13 protein-coding genes are annotated in these 16,656 nt (G+C 61.7%); 5 read left to right on the top strand and 8 right to left on the bottom strand.

What is annotated here, in order from left to right; all coding sequences use genetic code 11:
• Positions 1–66 precede the first annotated feature (66 nt).
• The 3 genes from RAE21_RS05725 to RAE21_RS05715 all read right to left on the bottom strand — a co-directional run bounded on the left by RAE21_RS05725 (position 67) and on the right by RAE21_RS05715 (position 4,239).
• On the bottom strand, positions 67–2,478 hold the full coding sequence (locus tag RAE21_RS05725; RefSeq protein WP_313880524.1) for a protein kinase domain-containing protein: 2,412 nt from the start codon (positions 2,476–2,478) through the stop codon (positions 67–69).
• 26 nt (positions 2,479–2,504) lie between these two features.
• Entirely contained in the window at positions 2,505–3,836 is a 1,332-nt protein-coding gene (locus RAE21_RS05720; RefSeq protein WP_313880523.1) for a putative bifunctional diguanylate cyclase/phosphodiesterase, read from the bottom strand.
• A 142-nt stretch (positions 3,837–3,978) separates the two neighbouring features.
• Complete coding sequence (locus RAE21_RS05715) at positions 3,979–4,239, bottom strand: hypothetical protein (RefSeq protein ID WP_313880522.1); 261 nt, start codon at positions 4,237–4,239, stop codon at positions 3,979–3,981.
• A 166-nt stretch (positions 4,240–4,405) separates the two neighbouring features.
• On the opposite strand from RAE21_RS05715, the gene ompR reads away from it, so the two are divergent.
• Together ompR and RAE21_RS05705 are read left to right on the top strand one after the other, a co-directional pair.
• Entirely contained in the window at positions 4,406–5,140 is a 735-nt protein-coding gene (gene ompR / locus RAE21_RS05710) for an osmolarity response regulator transcription factor OmpR (RefSeq protein WP_313873116.1), read from the top strand.
• A 26-nt stretch (positions 5,141–5,166) separates the two neighbouring features.
• Entirely contained in the window at positions 5,167–6,576 is a 1,410-nt protein-coding gene (locus tag RAE21_RS05705; protein ID WP_428983985.1) for an ATP-binding protein, read from the top strand.
• Positions 6,577–6,593: 17 nt separating this feature from the next.
• Here the strand turns inward: RAE21_RS05705 and ispF are convergent, their stop codons facing one another.
• Both ispF and ispD read right to left on the bottom strand, forming a co-directional pair.
• Positions 6,594–7,073: a 2-C-methyl-D-erythritol 2,4-cyclodiphosphate synthase gene (gene ispF, locus RAE21_RS05700; protein WP_313880521.1), complete on the bottom strand. Its 480-nt coding sequence runs from the start codon at positions 7,071–7,073 to the stop codon at positions 6,594–6,596.
• Between the two features lie 66 nt (positions 7,074–7,139).
• The gene (gene ispD, locus RAE21_RS05695) at positions 7,140–7,934 is read right to left on the bottom strand and encodes a 2-C-methyl-D-erythritol 4-phosphate cytidylyltransferase (RefSeq protein ID WP_428983984.1); all 795 of its coding nucleotides are present in this window, start codon (positions 7,932–7,934) and stop codon (positions 7,140–7,142) included.
• A gap of 107 nt (positions 7,935–8,041) precedes the next feature.
• Between ispD and mfd the strand changes: the two genes are divergently transcribed.
• Together mfd and serB are read left to right on the top strand one after the other, a co-directional pair.
• Positions 8,042–11,521, top strand: coding sequence for a transcription-repair coupling factor (gene mfd / locus RAE21_RS05690; RefSeq protein ID WP_313880520.1), 3,480 nt, complete (start codon positions 8,042–8,044; stop codon positions 11,519–11,521).
• A 66-nt stretch (positions 11,522–11,587) separates the two neighbouring features.
• On the top strand, positions 11,588–12,301 hold the full coding sequence (serB, locus tag RAE21_RS05685; RefSeq protein WP_313873120.1) for a phosphoserine phosphatase SerB: 714 nt from the start codon (positions 11,588–11,590) through the stop codon (positions 12,299–12,301).
• A 31-nt stretch (positions 12,302–12,332) separates the two neighbouring features.
• Here serB and RAE21_RS05680 read toward each other — a convergent pair whose 3' ends face one another.
• Positions 12,333–13,919: an alkaline phosphatase D family protein gene (locus RAE21_RS05680; RefSeq protein ID WP_313880519.1), complete on the bottom strand. Its 1,587-nt coding sequence runs from the start codon at positions 13,917–13,919 to the stop codon at positions 12,333–12,335.
• Positions 13,920–13,929: 10 nt separating this feature from the next.
• Positions 13,930–14,577 (bottom strand): DsbA family oxidoreductase, encoded by a 648-nt coding sequence (locus tag RAE21_RS05675; RefSeq protein WP_313880518.1) that lies wholly within the window; start codon positions 14,575–14,577, stop codon positions 13,930–13,932.
• Positions 14,578–14,688: 111 nt separating this feature from the next.
• On the opposite strand from RAE21_RS05675, the gene RAE21_RS05670 reads away from it, so the two are divergent.
• Positions 14,689–15,297: a response regulator gene (locus RAE21_RS05670; protein ID WP_313880517.1), complete on the top strand. Its 609-nt coding sequence runs from the start codon at positions 14,689–14,691 to the stop codon at positions 15,295–15,297.
• 68 nt (positions 15,298–15,365) lie between these two features.
• Here the strand turns inward: RAE21_RS05670 and RAE21_RS05665 are convergent, their stop codons facing one another.
• Positions 15,366–16,553 (bottom strand): aminotransferase-like domain-containing protein, encoded by a 1,188-nt coding sequence (locus tag RAE21_RS05665; RefSeq protein ID WP_313880516.1) that lies wholly within the window; start codon positions 16,551–16,553, stop codon positions 15,366–15,368.
• Between the last annotated feature and the right edge of the window lie 103 nt (positions 16,554–16,656).

Genomic DNA, 16,656 nt, shown 5'->3' with positions numbered 1-16,656 from the left:
CAAAAATCATAGCAAAAAGCCTCGGCAGTTGTCTGCCGGGGCTTTTTTTGATGGAGCCTCGCGAGGCTAGCTCGACTGTTTGAACGCCATGACCGCTTGGTTGCGCAAGGTGCGCAGCAAGGCCAGCTCTTTTTCGTCCAGCTCCAGCGCGCCGTACTGGAGTTTGTCGGCATAAATCAGCCCGAAAGGCGCCCCTTTGATCTGCAGCGGCAGCAGCAAAAAGGCCGGCGCGTTCAAACCTTGGCGGTACCAGAGTGGCAGGCGCTGGGCAATGCGCAGTTCAGTGGCGTCGCTGATCATGGTGTCCGCCCCTTTCGCACACACGACGCCAAACAAATCGGGGCTCGTGGCCCGGAGATGGGTTTTGAAACCTTTGATATGCGCCTCGACGCCATGCCCCAAGCCGAAACGGGCGGTCATCATTTCGGTACGGGCATCGCGCATGCAAAAAATCACCCGGTCGAAACCCAAGGCGCGGAACATGGTCTCCAAAATCATGCGCAATATATCGGTGAGCTTGGAGTCCTCCACCATCGCGTCCGTGATGTCTTGAATACCTGCCGACAAAAGGCTCACCACCTCGGCCCGGGGCATGACGGGCGCTTGAACAGGGGGCATGCTGATCCGGACAGTGGGCGTGGCCTGCAAAGCGAGCCCCCCTAAAGAGTCTTCGGTCGTCGCAGGCGCGTCCGGCGCGGTACCCAGCGCATCGGCAGGCAGCTGTAAAAGTTTGGCCGCGACGGACCCCGGCACCACATGGATATCCATCGCGTGCACCAGATCCACCAACTTGTTGCGGGCCTTGGCAGTCGCCTCCTGCAGCTGCGGAAGGCTGCCACCTAGCACCGGGGCGTATTTCTTGAGCACCGTGGCAACCCGGGGTGCTACGTCGTTGGCTTCGGCTTCCAGCAAAACATCCGCAATCTCGTTGGATGCCATCGCAATCCAGCGAACCCGCTCTGCGGGGTCGACCGGCAGCATGGCAGGCGGTGTACCGGCAGGTTTGCGCATGCAACGCTGGATACCGGCGGGCAAGCCCCAGCTTTTGGCGATCCCGATGCCAAGGTCTTCATAGCTCAGACCCAGCACACTCACGGCGGCTGGCGTTTCGGTCTGCGTCTCGCGGCTGCCGCAGGTCAAGGTGCGGATGTTCGCCACCTCTTCCGGAAAATAAAACTGCGCCAGCAAGCGCCCCAGGTTCTGAAACATCGAGCCGATAAACGCCTCTTCGCTCCCACGGGCGATCGGGCTGAGCTCGCCACCAATCGCACCGGCCATCAAAGACCGCAAAAACTCCTCTTTGAGCAGCGCTGCGTGGGCCTTGTCTTGCATGTGCTCCAGCAACACCAGGCTCAAGGCCATGTTGCGGATGCCGTTAAACCCCACCAAATGCACCGCACGTGACACCGTGCTGATGCTTCCACTCCGGGCAAAGTGGGCGCTGTTAACAAGCCGCAGCAGCTTGTTGGTTAAGGCCACGTCTTTGAGAATCTCGTTGGTAACGCTGCTCACACTTTCTTTTTCAGAAAGGGCCATGCTCTGGATGCGCGAGATCGAGTCTGACAAGGCCGGAAAATCGCTCTTGTGCCGCATCCGGCGCAACAAAAACTCCAGGGTCGCGTCTGCGCCCGTGGCCTGCTCGGCTGCTGGCGCCTTGAGTGAATCGGTCCACTCCACCAACTCGCTACGGAACAAGCTGGCACTCGCAAAACGCTGCTGGGCATCGAGCGCCAGCGCCCGCTGAACGATGGCGCGCAACCGGTCGTCCACGCCAGCAGGCACCGACGCCGGCAACACCAGCTGCTCGTGGGTGACGCGGTAAATGGCGCTGTACACATCCGATTCCGCCAGCAGGCGACGACCCGTCAACATCTCGGCCAACACCAGGCCGGCCGAAAAAATGTCCATGGCCGGGCTGGGTGCGGCTCCGCTGGCCAACTCAGGCGACAAGTAGCCGATGGTTCCCATCAAATCTTCTTCGGGGGCGGGGCTGCCGGCATCGCGCATACGGGCAGCAATGCCAAAGTCCATGATCAGCGCCCTGCCCTCGGTATCCAGCACGATGTTGGAGGGCTTCAGGTCCCTATGGATAACCCCGGCTGCGTGAGCCGCTGCCACCGCCGACAACACATCGGCCATGACCGCCACCGCCTGGCTGGCCGGCATCGCGCCATGCCGCTGGAGATGCTGATCAAGGGGGAGCCCCGCCACGTACTTGAAGACCAGGTAAGGCCGGGTTTCGTGGATATCCGCCTCATACACCGGAACAATCTGTGGGTGGGTCACGCGGCCCACACTGCGCGCCTCTTCCAGCCAGCGGCTCACAGCCTGCCCGTCGGCAGTACCGGCGGGCCGCAAGAGCTTCAGCGCAACATCCCGCTCCAGCCGCGGATCGAACGCCAGCCACACGGTGCTTTGTCCGCCTTCCCCGAGGATTTTGACAAGTTGAAACCGACCAACGTAATCATTTGCTTTCAAGACTCAGCCCTTTGCATGGTGTTTTTTTAGCTGGAGCGGTACTTCCCTGCATAGGTCTCAAAGTCCACCAACGACAAGGGGCGGCTGAACAGGTAGCCCTGAAAAAACCGGCAGTGGTTCTCCAGAAGGAAATCCCTCTGGCCGGGGGTCTCCACCCCTTCTGCAATCACCGACAAGCCCAAGCTCTCACCCAATTGCAACACAGTCCGTGCAATGGCCGCGTCACTCGGGTCGGTGAGCACGTCGCGCACAAAGGTCTGGTCAATTTTCAACTGATCGAGCGGGAGCTTCTTCAAATACCCGAGTGATGAAAAGCCGGTACCAAAATCATCCAGGGCGCACCCCACGCCCAAGGCGCGCAGTTGCTGCATTTTCTGGACGATATCGTTCATGTCGTGAATCAGGGTGCTTTCCGTCAGCTCAAGCTTGAGGCGAGAAGGGTTCAGGCCGAACTCATGGACCACTGCTGCCACCTGATCCACAAAATCCGCCTGCAAAAACTGCCGCGCACTGACATTGACCGACAAAGTCAGCCGCGCCAAAGCAGGCACCTTCAACCAATGGGCCAAGGTCTGCCCTGCGGTCGACAGCACCCATGCACCCACAGGCAATATCTGCCCCGACTGCTCTGCCACCGGAATAAAGTCCGCCGGAGAGACCAGGCCAAATTTAGGGTGCCGCCAGCGCAGCAAAGCCTCGGCCCCGATGACACTGCCATCCGCCTGCACTTGGGGCTGGTACAGCAAAAAGAACTCACCGCGCGATAAGCCCTGGTCAATATCCCGCTCCAGCGAGTTGGCGGGCATTCCTTCGCTGAGCATGATGTGCACGAGAGCAATCAAACCCACCATGGCAGTCGCGGTATTGATCCAAGCGCCAACTAGGCGAATCGGCGGGGGAATGAAGAGTTCGGAGGAATGGGGCCAGTTGGAGCTGGCGAACACCACAAAAGTTGCCATCAGGACGGCAACGGTGCTCCAACGCAAAAGGGGCGACTCGTTGCGGAACACCAGCATGCTGGCCAGTGTCAAAACCAAAAAGTAGAGGTGAGAGGTCCTCGGCGACACCCCATCGTGCCCGTCAAAAAACATGGCGAACAGGCAGAGCGTGACGTAGCCTATGACCAGCACCAGGCCCCACGCCAAGCGGGTGCGCCGGCGGTGGGTAAGCCAGGCCACCGCGCCAGCGGTCACCAAGAGCACCACCTCCAAGCCCACAAGGTCCCAGCGACCCATGAGCGAAAACACTAGCGACCAGGCACTGCCCAGCCCTGCCAACAGGGCCACACAGACCCACAACAGACTTACCACCCGTCGTTGGTGTACCTTTTTAAAAAGCGCAGATTGTTGGATGTTCATCACACACTCCCGTTGCCCCACCGGCGCGCTATCGACCCGCGAGGCCTCGCTTTTGGTTCTTACGGACGCTTCTCTCGGGCTGACGATGGCATAGGCCGTGCACCACGTCAAGGCATGGGGCCGTGGGTAGTGGTAAACCCCTCTACAAACCCGGTTGGGTTTTGAGTTGCCCTCTTAGCTCGTCTCTGGCGTTAGGGGTCATGCGCTGGGTGCCCACGGGGGCGACCGGCGGTGTTTGCTGCAAGGCCGCTCTGAGTGTTTCGCGCTTGTTTGCCCGGCTTTGCACCGGGGGCTTGGATTCCTGCAGGGGCTGCGCCGCCGGGTTTGCAGCTGGAACTTGCGCCACGGCGGCGCCGGACACACACCCTGCCAACGCGATGAGCCAAACCATCCGATGCACCATGAACTCAGCCTCCGTCTTTATAAGATTCCAATGGTGGCGTGAGCCCCAGCGGAAATACGTGAGAATCCGTCCTTATTTGTAACACGGTGTCAAAGAGGGCCGCATCTGCGCGGTTTTCCAAAAAGTCAACGCGCAAAATCTGCTCTGTTACAAATTTGAGGACGTCATGCAAACCCAAACCAACCGACCCAACAAAATCCTGGTGGTGGACGACGATGCCCGTATCCGTGACCTGTTGCGCCGCTACTTAACGCAAGAAGGCTTCGAAGTGCTGACCGCCGAAGACGGCAAGGCCTTGACGCGGGTGATGCTGCGCGAAACCGCAGACCTGATCGTGTTGGACCTGATGATGCCCGGCGAAGACGGTTTGTCGATCTGCCGGCGCCTGCGCGCGGCCAACGACCAGACACCGGTGATCATGCTCACCGCTAAAGGCGAAGATATCGACCGGATTGTGGGGCTCGAAGTCGGTGCAGACGACTACCTTGGCAAGCCATTCAACCCGCGTGAGCTGCTGGCCCGCATCCATGCGGTGCTGCGCCGCCGGCCTGCCCAAGAGGCGCCGGGTGCACCTTCGAGTGACAACGAGATCGTCCGCTTCGGCCTGTTTGTGTTTGACCTGGGCGCCCGCACCCTGAAAAAAGTCGACCAGGAAATCATGCTCACCACCGGCGAATTCGCGATGCTCAAGGCCTTGGTGCGGCACCCGCGCATCCCGCTCTCGCGCGAAAAGCTGGCCCAGCTGTCACGGGGGCGCGAGTTTGAGCCCTTTGACCGCAGCCTCGATGTGCAAGTGTCCCGCCTGCGTAAATTGCTGGAAAACGACCCCTCCACCCCCCGTTTCATCCAAACCGTGTGGGGCGTGGGCTATGTCTTTGTGCCGGAAGAAACCACGACCTAACGGCCCCACCACCCCGGAACCCCGCTTTGCAATCCACCCAGATCCCCGACTTTGATGCAAGTGCCCCCGCTGAGCTGGGGGAGGCACCGTCCAGCGGTTGGCGCAAGCCTTTCTCATCGGTCAGTCTGTTCTGGCGCACGTTTTTCCTGCTGTCGATTTTGCTGATCGGCAGCATCCTCGCCTGGTTACAGACGCTGCGCTCACTGGAGTTTGAGCCCCGGGCCGTGCAGACGGCGCAGCTTTTGGCGTCGCAAGTGAACCTGAGCCGGGCAGCGCTGGTCTATGCGGATGGGATCGCCCGTATCTCCCTCATCAAAACCATGAAGGATGAAGAAGGCTTGCGGATCGTGCCCCGCGAAACCACTGACAGTTTTGAGTCGCGGGACAACGATGCCTTCAGCCGCCGCGTGATCGCGGAACTGGGCAGCCGATTGGGCAAAGGCACCATCGTGGCCAGCCGCATGAACGGGCAGCCCGGGCTGTGGGTGAGCTTTGTGATCGATGGTGACGACTACTGGCTGCAAACCGACCAGACCAAGTTCAACCCCGCAGGCGGCACCACCTGGCTGATCTGGCTCGGCGTAGCGGCTGTGCTGTCGCTCGCCGGTGCGGCCCTGATCGCAGGCCTGATTAACCGGCCGCTCAAAGAACTTTCTTTTGCGGCCAGCCGCATGCGGGATGGGGACTTTGAAGCCAGTCAGCTCGACGAGCATGTCAACACCAGCGAAATCCGCGAGGTCAACATCGGCTTCAACCGCATGGCCCAAAAGCTCGCCAAGATCGAACAAGACCGCGCCCTGATGCTCGCGGGCATCTCCCACGACCTGCGCACTCCGCTGGCCCGCTTGCGCCTCGAGACCGAGATGAGCGTGAGCAACCTGGAGGCCCGCGCCCACATGGCCTCGGACATCACCCAGCTCGACGCCATCATTGACAAATTTTTGGACTACGCGCGACCCGACCGGGTGAAGCTGACCCCGGTCGTACTGGGCGATGTGATTGACAGCTGCATCTACTCGATGCGCAAGCTCCCGGACGTCAAAATCGAGGTCGACCTTGAAGAGGACTTGCTCGTCTTGGCCGATGAGGTCGAGCTTGGCCGTGTGATTACCAACCTGCTGGAGAACGCGCGGCGTTACGGTAAATCGGTGAACACCGGCATCGCCGATATCCGTATCTCTGCTTTGTCCCGGGACAAATGGGTGCTGATGAAAGTGCGGGACCGCGGCATCGGCGTCGCCCCGTCGCAGCTGTATCAGCTCACCCAGCCGTTTTTTCGCGGCGAGGCAGCGCGCACTGCCGCCAACGGGGCGGGCTTGGGCTTGGCGATTGTCGAGAAAACCATGCAGCGCATGGGCGGCACTTTTCAGCTGGCCAACTCGAACACCGGCGGCCTCTCCGCCCACTTGCGCCTGCAGCGCGCGACCCGCTTTTAGCTTGGGCGGCGCCTCGCTCAGGACTTGCTGAGCAGCACCACCGCGCGGGCTTCCATCGCCCGGCCTTCACCAACAGGCCCCATTTTTTCGGCCGTTTTGGCCTTGACGTTGACGCACGCAATATCAAGCGCCAGCACTTCAGCAATCCGCGCGCGCATTGCCTGGATATGAGGCGCGAGCTTGGGGGCTTGGGCGATTACGGTGCTGTCGAGGTTGATGATCTGGTACCCCAGCGCCCGCACATCGGCCGCCACTTTGGCCAGCAACACGGTGGAGTCCGCGCCCTTGTACTGCGCATCGGTGTCGGGAAAGTGCGATCCAATATCGCCCAAGGCGGCGGCGCCCAGCAAGGCATCGGTAATGGCGTGCAACAAGGCATCGGCATCGGAATGGCCCAGCAGGCCCTTGGTGTGCGGAATCTCCACTCCCCCCAAAATGAGTTTGCGGCCTTCGACCAGTTGGTGGGTGTCCCAACCTTCACCGATGCGGATGTTCATGGTTTGCTCTTTCGTAGTCAAAAGCGCTACTAGCGCAGGTGTAGATTGCGCTGGTAGCTATTATTTTTATAGTGAATGCCCAGCGCGCGCAGCGAGTACCGCAGCGGCCAACGCGAAGTCTTGCGGGTAGGTCACTTTGAAATTCTGGGCGCTGCCGTCCACCAGTCGGGGCGATTGGCCCACAAATTCGAGGGCGCTGGCTTCGTCGGTGACGGCGTCGCCAGCCGCCACATAGGCCGCCTGGAGCGCGCCGATGTGGAACATCTGCGGCGTTTGTGCCAGCCATTTGTCGCTCCGGTCCAGGGTGGCAGCCACCCGGCCGCCCTGCTCTTGCTTAAGGGTGTCGGGCAGCTTCAAGGCCAAGAGGCCGCCTACCGGATCGTCCTTGCAGGTGTCGATCAGGCGATTCACATCCGCTGGGGTGATCAGGCAACGCGCGGCGTCGTGCACCAGCACCCAATCCAGAGGCTGTGCGCCTTGTGCCAGCAGGGCAGATAGACCATTCAACACACTGGCCGCCCTTGTAGAGCCTCCGCAGTCCGCTACAAAAACAGGAGCGCCCTGCGGCTGCGGTGCAGTGTCAAAAAACGGGTCACCTGCCGACACCACCACCTGAATGCCTGCCAAGCGGTCTACCGCCGCCAAGGCCTCTAGGGTGTGCAGCACCAAGGCCTTTTGGCCCAACACGGTGTACTGCTTGGGCCCCGCGGCTCCGGAGCGGCTGCCATTGCCCGCGCAGGGCACCAGAGCCCACAAACGGGGTGTCACTGCCATAGGCTCAGGGGTGGACGGGGACTGCGGGCTGGCCTTGGAGGCCGGGTCGCTGTGCGGCGCGGGGGATATTGGCGTGGTGTGGGTCATGGTGCAGCCTGCCATTCTAAAATCACGGCTGTTGCGCGCAGCCCTGTCAGGGTGATCGTGCCCCGGCTGCCGTTGGATGGCTGCCCTCTCCCGCACACTTTGGACCCATGGACCTCCCCAAGCTCACCCCCGGCAAACGATTCACCCTGCCCCGCCCTACCGGCTCTGCCGATGCCATGTTGCTGGCGCGCCTCGGTGCCCGCGACAAGGCCGCGGGCAAGCCGATGACGGTGATTACCGCCGATGCGAGTGACGCCCAGCGGCTGCTGGAGGAAATTGCGTTTTTTGCGCCCGACCTGCGCTGCGCCCTCTTCCCCGATTGGGAAACGTTGCCCTACGACACTTTCTCGCCGCACCAAGACCTGATCAGCGAGCGCCTAGCAACCCTGTGGCGCATCAGCCAGCGCGACAAGGACAACGGGGCCGATGTGGTCATCGTGCCTGCCACCACCGCGCTCTACCGGCTGGCGCCGCCGAGCTTTCTGGCGGGCTACACCTTTGAGTTCAAGGTCAAGCAAAAGCTCGACGAGGCCAAGCTCAAAAGCCAGCTCACCCTGGCCGGCTACAGCCACGTGACCCAGGTGGTGAGCCCCGGCGAATATGCGGTACGCGGTGGGTTGATCGACCTGTTCCCCATGGGCAGTTTGGTGCCCTACCGGGTGGATTTGTTTGACGACGAGATCGACAGCATCCGCACCTTCGACCCCGACAGCCAACGCAGCCTGTACCCGGTGCCTGAAGTGCGCCTGCTGCCCGGCCGCGAGTTCCCCATGGACGACGACGCTCGTGCCAAGTTCCGCAGCCGCTGGCGCGAGCTGCTCGAGGGGGACCCGACCAAGAGCCGTATCTACAAAGACATCGGCGCGGGTGTGGCAACCGCCGGTATTGAGTACTACCTGCCCCTGTTTTTTGATGACACGGCCACCGTGTTCGACTACGTGGGGGCAGACGCCACCGTGGTCTTGCATGGCGATCTGGAGCCGGCCTTCCAGCGTTTCTGGCAAGACACCAAAGACCGCTACCGCCTGGTGCACGGCGACCCCGAGCGCCCGGTGCTGCCGCCCGAGAGCCTGTTTCTGGCGACCGAGCAGTTTTATGCCAAGGCCAATGCCCACGCCCAGCTAGCGATTCGCCCGCAAGCGGACGGCACCGAGTTTGCAGAGCTCGGCCCCTTGCCCGAGCTGGGTGTCCAGCGCGGTACCGAAGACCCCTTGGCCCTGCTCAAGCAGCATGCCCGCAACACCCCGCAGCGCCTGCTGGTGTTGGCCGAGAGCGATGGCCGGCGCGAAAGCCTGCTGGACTTTTTGCGGGCCTCGCAATTCAGCCCGCCGGCTTTTGACAGCCTGCAAGGGTTTCTGGACAGCAAGGAGCCCATCGGCATCGCCACCTCGGGCCTGACCAAGGGCTTCAGCTGGTTGGAGATGGGCATCGACCTCATCACCGAGACCGAGCTATTTGCCGCCGGGCCCACCACCCGCCGCCGCAAAAAGCAGGAGCAGGTCAGCGATGTGGAGGCGCTGATCAAAGACCTCTCCGAGCTTAATGTCGGCGACCCGGTGGTCCACAGCGCCCACGGCATCGGCCGCTACCGCGGTCTGATCCATATGGACATGGGCAACAAAAACGCCGCGGGCGAACCGGAGCTGCAAGAATTTTTGCACCTCGAATATGCCGACAAGGCCACGCTCTATGTGCCGGTGAGCCAGCTGCAAATGATCAGCCGCTACACCGGCGTGAGCGCCGACGAGGCGCCCCTGCACCGCTTGGGCAGCGGCCAATGGGAAAAAGCCAAACGCAAAGCCGCCGAACAGGTGCGCGACAGTGCGGCCGAGCTGCTCAACATCTACGCCCGCCGAGCGGCACGCGAGGGGCATGCGTTCCGCTACAGCGCGGGCGACTACGAGACGTTTGCCAACGACTTCGGCTTTGAAGAGACCGCCGACCAGAAGGCCGCTATCCACTGCGTGATTCAAGACATGATCTCCCCCCGCCCGATGGACCGTTTGGTCTGCGGCGATGTGGGCTTTGGCAAGACCGAGGTGGCGCTGCGCGCCGCATTTGTGGCCGTCACCGGCGGCAAGCAGGTCGCCTTTTTGGCGCCGACCACCCTGTTGGCGGAGCAGCACTTCCAGACACTGGTGGACCGCTTCGGCAAATGGCCGGTCAAGATCGCCGAGATGAGCCGTTTCCGCAGTGCCAAAGAAATCACTGCTGCCCTCAAAGGCGTGGCCGATGGCACGGTGGACATCGTGGTGGGCACCCACAAGCTGCTGTCTGAGAGCACCCAGTTCAAAAACCTGGGCCTCTTGATCATCGACGAAGAGCACCGTTTCGGCGTGCGCCACAAAGAGCAAATGAAGGCGCTGCGCGCCGAGGTGGACGTGCTCACCCTGACCGCCACCCCGATTCCGCGCACCTTGGGCATGGCGCTCGAAGGCCTGCGCGATTTGAGCGTGATTGCTACCGCCCCCCAACGGCGCCTGGCGATCAAGACCTTTGTGCGCACCGAGGGCAATGGCGTGATCCGCGAGGCGGTGCTGCGCGAACTCAAGCGCGGCGGACAGGTCTATTTCCTGCACAACGAAGTGGAGACCATCGAGAACCGCCGCCAAAAGCTCGAGGAGCTGCTGCCCGAGGCGCGCATCGCCGTGGCCCACGGCCAGATGCCCGAGCGCCAGCTCGAAGCGGTGATGCGCGACTTTGTAGCCCAGCGCTTCAACCTGCTGCTGTGCTCCACCATTATTGAGACCGGTATTGACGTGCCGAGTGCCAACACGATTGTGATGAGCCGCGCCGACAAGTTCGGGCTGGCCCAGCTGCACCAATTGCGCGGCCGCGTCGGGCGCAGCCACCACCAAGCCTATGCCTATTTGATGGTGCCCGACCTGGAAGGCCTGACCAAACACGCCCAACAACGCCTGGACGCCATCCAACAGATGGAAGAGCTGGGCAGCGGCTTTTATCTGGCGATGCACGACCTCGAGATCCGCGGTGCCGGCGAGGTGCTGGGCGAAAACCAAAGCGGCAACATGCTGGAAGTGGGCTTTCAGCTCTACAACGAGATGCTGTCCGAGGCGGTGCGCTGCCTCAAAAACGGCCAGGAGCCGGACCTGCTGAGCCCGCTCAATGTCACGACCGACATCAACTTGCACGCCCCTGCCCTGCTGCCCGACGACTACTGCGGCGATGTGCACTTGCGCCTGTCGTTCTACAAAAAGCTGGCTACCGCCAAAAACACCGACCAGGTGGATGCGTTGCTGGAAGAAATTGTGGACCGCTTCGGCAAACTGCCCGCGCAAGCGCAAACCTTGATCGATGTGCACCGCCTGCGGGTGATTGCCAAGCCCTACGGCGTGCTCAAGGTCGATGCGGCACCGGGTGTGATCAACATCACTTTCAAAAAGAACCCGCCGATCGAGATGATCAAGATCATCGAGTTGATCCAGAAAAACAAGCACATCAAGCTGGCCGGCAACGAGAAGCTGCGCATTGAGCGCGAGCTGCCCGAAGTCAAAGACCGGGCCCAGATGGTGCGCGATATCCTGCGCGCCCTGGGTCAGCCCAAGGTGGAAACGGCAGCCGCTTAAAGACCAAATTTGCCTCTAGCGCCCGACTACATTGCGCAAGAAGCTCCTCTATTGATAGCAAAAACAATGTCCAGCACCGAACCTACTCCCGGCCTCGTCGTTCAAAACCTGCCTGCCAAACTGCGCTTGAGCGACTACAAGCTCATCGCGTTTGACATGGATTCGACCCTGATCAACATCGAATGCATCGACGAAATCGCCGATGCCGTGGGTCGCAAAGCCGAGGTGGCCGCCATCACCGAAGCTGCCATGCGCGGCGAAATCACCGACTTCAAAGACAGCCTGCGCCGCCGATTGGCCCTGTTGCAAGGCGTGACAGTGGCCGATCTGGAAGGCGTCAAAACCCAGCGACTCCGACTCAACCCGGGCGCGGCTGCCTTGGTCGCGGCCTGCCAGAAGGCCGGCTTGAAAGTGCTGCTAGTCAGCGGCGGATTCACCTACTTTGCGGAACACGTGTGTGCGCTGCTGGCTATCGACTTCATGCGCTCCAACGCGCTGGAAATTGAGGGCGGCGCGCTCACCGGGGGCTTGATCCAGCAAAGCTGGGGCGAGATTTGCGACGGCGCAGAGAAGCGCCGCACGCTGCTCGAGGTAGCGTCCCTGATGAACATTCGCCCCGAGCAGTGCATTGCCATGGGCGATGGTGCCAACGACCTGCCAATGATGGGGGCGGCCGGCCTCTCCGTGGCCTACCACGCCAAGCCTGCAGTGCGCGCGCAAGCCCAGGTGGCCATCAACGAGGGTGGGCTGGATCGCCTGCTGGAAGTGTTGGCTGACTGACCACTGCCTTGGTGGCAAAGCTTTTAGATGCCTAAGCGTTGTGAAGCTTGGCTTGTCCCTGTTCCACCGCAAAGCGAGCCAGTGTGCTGATGCCGCTGTCCACGCGGGTCACGTCATCCACCACCCGCAAACTCACCTCTAACTGCCGGGCCGTGAATTCGGCGACCCCGTAACCCCGCCGCTCTCGGTCGGTGAACACAAAGTGCGGGTTCTCGGCGAGCACCGTAGCAGCTCCGTCGTTGCTGCCCCCGCGCGAGGTGATGCTGGTGCCGCAAAACTCGACGCCCACCGCTGCACTGTCGGGGCGGCTGTAGTCCGCCTTGACGTGCCCGACCCAGTTGGCATGCACATCGCCCCCCAGAAACACCGGGTTGCTGACGCGGTATTTTTGAAGTGCTTGGGTGAGCCGGCTGCGGGCAGGCGCATAGCCATCCCAGCCGTCGTTGCTGAGTACTTGCCCCTCACCGGGGCGGAAATCGCGCTGCCCGAACACGGTTTGCTGGGCTAATACGCTCCAGGTCGCACCACCTGCTTTTAACGATTGGTCCAGCCAGCGCTCTTGCACCGCGCCCAGCAAGCTGCGGGACGGGTCACTCCACGAGGCGCATTGCGCGGGGTTCACGGTGCTGGAGCCCGGAGCACCCGCCTTGGTACAGGCCTGCCGGTCCCGGTATTGGCGGTCATCCAGCGTGTGCAGCACGGCCAGATTGCCGAAGGCCACACGGTCATAGAGCCGCAGTTCGCTGCCCGGCTGCATCACGCCCTGCAGGGCTTTTTGCAGCGTAATGGCCCGCAAGGGCATGTGCTCGTAATACGCCTGGTAGGCGGCAGCACGGCGGGCCGCGAAATCCACACCTTCCGGCCCGTGGGTGCCTTGGTTAAGGCCCGCGTAGTCGTTTTGCACTTCGTGGTCGTCCCAGGTGAATATCCACGGACAATCCGCATGCATGGCTTGCAGGTCTGGGTCGCTTTTGTACAGGGCATAGCGGGCGCGGTAATCGTCCAGCGTCACCGTGGCGGCGCTCGGCACCTTGCGCACCGCTTTGCTGCTGCCCCCGTATTCGTAGATGTAATCGCCCAAAAACACCACCGCATCGAGCGACTCCGCGCGCATATGCCGGTAGGCGCTGTAAAAGCCATGCTCCCAATGCTGGCACGAGGCGTAGCCCAGCCGCAGCCGGGAGGCCACAGCCACCGGTGCCGGGAAGGTGCGGGTGTGCCCGACAGCGCTGCTGGCCTGCCCCACCTGAAACCGGTAAAAGTACCACCGATCCGGCTCCAGCCCTTGGAGCTCCACGTGCACCGCATGCCCCAACTCGGGCAATGCCATTGCGGTACCGCTCTGCACCATGCGCTTAAAGCCCTCGTCGTGGGCAAGCTCCCAGCGCACTGCCACAGACTCCCGCAAACTGCCGGGCTGGGCAGGGTCCGCTGCCAACCGGGTCCAGAGCACAACGCCGTCGTGCCGGGGCGACCCGCTGGCAACTCCGAGCGCAAAAGGGTCACCGCTGGTTCTCCATTGGCTCCGGGCGCTGCCTGGCAACCAAAGGCCGGCAGCACTCGCACCTGCAAGGGCCAGCAGGCGGCGGCGATCGGCGGTGAATAAGTGGCTGCCCATAGCGCGCAGATCAGCCGGCCGCGATCTGCCGAAGGGCTTGCTCAAACACTTCGGGCGGCTGGCCACCCGAGATCAAATGCTTGTCATTGATGACCACGGCCGGCACCGAGTTGATGCCCGCGCTGAGATAAAACTGCTCCTGCTCGCGCACCAAGTCTGCATAGTCGTCTCCCGCCAGAATAGCGCGGGCCTCCTCACCGGAGAGGCCAACCGACTCGGCCGCTTCGACCAGCACCGCGTGCTGACTTGGGTCTTTGCCATCGGTGAAATAGGCCTTGAACAGTGCTTTTTTCAGCGCGGTTTGCAAGCCGGTGTCTTCAGCCCAGTGCAGCAGGCGGTGGGCATCAAAGGTGTTGTAGATGCGGGCGCGCTTGTCCATGTTGAAGGTGAACCCCAGTGCCTCGCCACGAACGCGGATGTTCTCGCGGGCGGCGGCGGCTTGCTCGGGGGTAGAACCGTACTTTTTACTCAAGTGTTCAGTGATGTCTTCACCTTCGGGCACCATGTTCGGGTTGAGCTCAAAAGGCTGGAAGTGCATCTGTACCGCCACTTCGCCATCAAGGCGCTGTAGCGCGGTTTCAAGGGATTGCAGCCCGATGGCGCACCAGGGGCAAGACACATCGGAAACAAAGTCGATTTTGAGGGTGGTTGGGGTCATAGCAAATGGGTGCGTTGGGCAATGGGGTAAGAAAGAAACAGCGATGTTCCAGAGAAATGGTGCAGCGCCACATAAAATCAAGGCCGCTGCATTTTTTTACCCCCCGACTGTATGTCCGCCGTACGCTTTTTGGTTGCTGACAGCAGCCCCGCCCTCCACACTTTCGCCAGAAAAATGATCGTGGGTTATGGGTTTGAAGCCAATTGGATCCATACCGCAGCCTCCGCAGAGTCCGCATTGGCGCTAGCCAATGACATCGAGCCCCACTTTGTGCTCACTGACTGCTTCAGCCGCGAGGCAACTACCGGCCTTCAACTGGTGGAGACCTTGCGAGCGCGCCTGCCCGGCCTGCGTTGGGCCCTGATGAGTATGGAGCTCAGCAGCGCACTCGGCAGTCGCGCGGCGACGCTCGGTGCCATGTTTCAGCTGCGCAAGCCATTCACCGCGCCGGAAATGCAAACCGCCATGGGCAAAGCGCTCGAAACCTGGGGCCAGGAGTTTGATGAAGTCGGCCGTCGCATGCCGGGCTACCGACGCCCGCGCTATAGCGGTGCGCCCTATCTGCCAAGCAACACACCCACTTTCAAGGCGGGCGACTTGGTCGAATACAACGGGGTGCGCCAGACGGTGAAAAGCGTGATCATCAGCCGCGGGGAGCTCAGCGTTCAGCTCAGTGACTACCCCGGCGTTGTTGCGGTCCACAAGCTCTTCAAGTACTGACCCGGCGGCTGACACCGCAGCGCGGCGTCAGCGTCAGCATCTTCGTGAACCGGGCGCCTCAAAGCGTCTTACAGCGCCTGGCCCAAGCGGGCAATACCCTCTTCAATCTTGGCAACATCAGCTGTGGCAAAGCTCAAGCGCAGCGTCGTCATATCCGGGTCATGGGCATAAAACGGGGCCCCGGGTACAAAAGCCACCAGCTTGTCGATCGCCCGTTTGGCAAAGTCGCCTGCGTGGGTCGGCTTGCTGTTGGCTCCGGTCAGCCGCGCCCAGAAAAACATGCCGCCTTGTGGCGCATCGAAAGCAATCGCATCGCCCAACTCGGCTTGCAGGCGGGCTGCCATCACGCGGGCGCGCTCGGCGTAGGTGGCTCGCACAGCAGCCAGCGCGGTCGGCAGGCGGTTGAGCGTCAGGTAATGGGCGGCGGTGGCCTGGGTCAGGTTGCTGGTGTGCGCGTCGCTGAATTGTTTGCACATGGTGGCGCGGCCCAACAAAGCCGGCGGCGCAATCAACCAGCCCACCCGTAGACCCGGGCTCAGCACCTTGCTGAACGAGCCGCAATGCGCCAGCCACTCGCGGCTGCCGGGGACCGAGTCACTCAAGGCCAACAGGCTGGGCGGGGGCGCCTGGTCGAAGAACAATTCGCCATAGGGGTCGTCTTCCACCACCAGGGTTTGGGTGCGAGCCGCGATTTCGAGAATGCGTTTGCGGCGCTCCAGGCTCAGCATGGCGCCACTCGGGTTGCCGAAAGACGGAATCAAGTACACCAGCTTGGGCTTGTGTTCCTCGATCAGGGCTTCGAGCTTGTCGACATCCACCCCATGGGCATCGATCGGAGCACCGATCACCTGCGCGCCGTAGAGCCTGAAACATTGGATCGTGGCCAGAAACGTTGGCGCCTCCATGATGACCTTGTCGCCGGGGGAAATCATGGTCTTGCCGATCAGGTCCAGCGCTTGCTGGCTACCGGTGGTGACGATCAGGCCATCCGGCGCAACGGTGGCGCCTTTGCCGGCCATGTGCAGGCTGATGCCTTCGCGCAGCGGTTGGTAGCCTTCAGTGGCACCGTATTGCAAAACCGGGCCGGGGTTGTTTTTCAATACCGCGTCGGTGGACTCGCGAATGCCTTCCACATCGAACAGGGCCGGATCCGGAAAGCCACCGGCAAAACTGATGATGCCGGGCTTGCCCAAAAGCTTGAAAAGCTCGCGAATGGCAGACGTTTCGACATTGTTCAGGCGATCAGCGAATAGCATATTTAAATTCACATTTCAAACAAAAAATTATTAAAAATTAGCAAGAAACCAGATTTTCAAACCACCAGAAAACAGGTAGATTGTGTCTGTGTCCCGGTCATTT

Source organism: Rhodoferax potami (genome assembly GCF_032193765.1).
In the GTDB taxonomy this organism is placed as follows: Bacteria; Pseudomonadota; Gammaproteobacteria; order Burkholderiales; family Burkholderiaceae_C; genus Allorhodoferax; species Allorhodoferax potami.
Note: the sequence above shows the minus strand (reverse complement) of the source record. Positions and strands in the feature narration are given on the sequence as shown.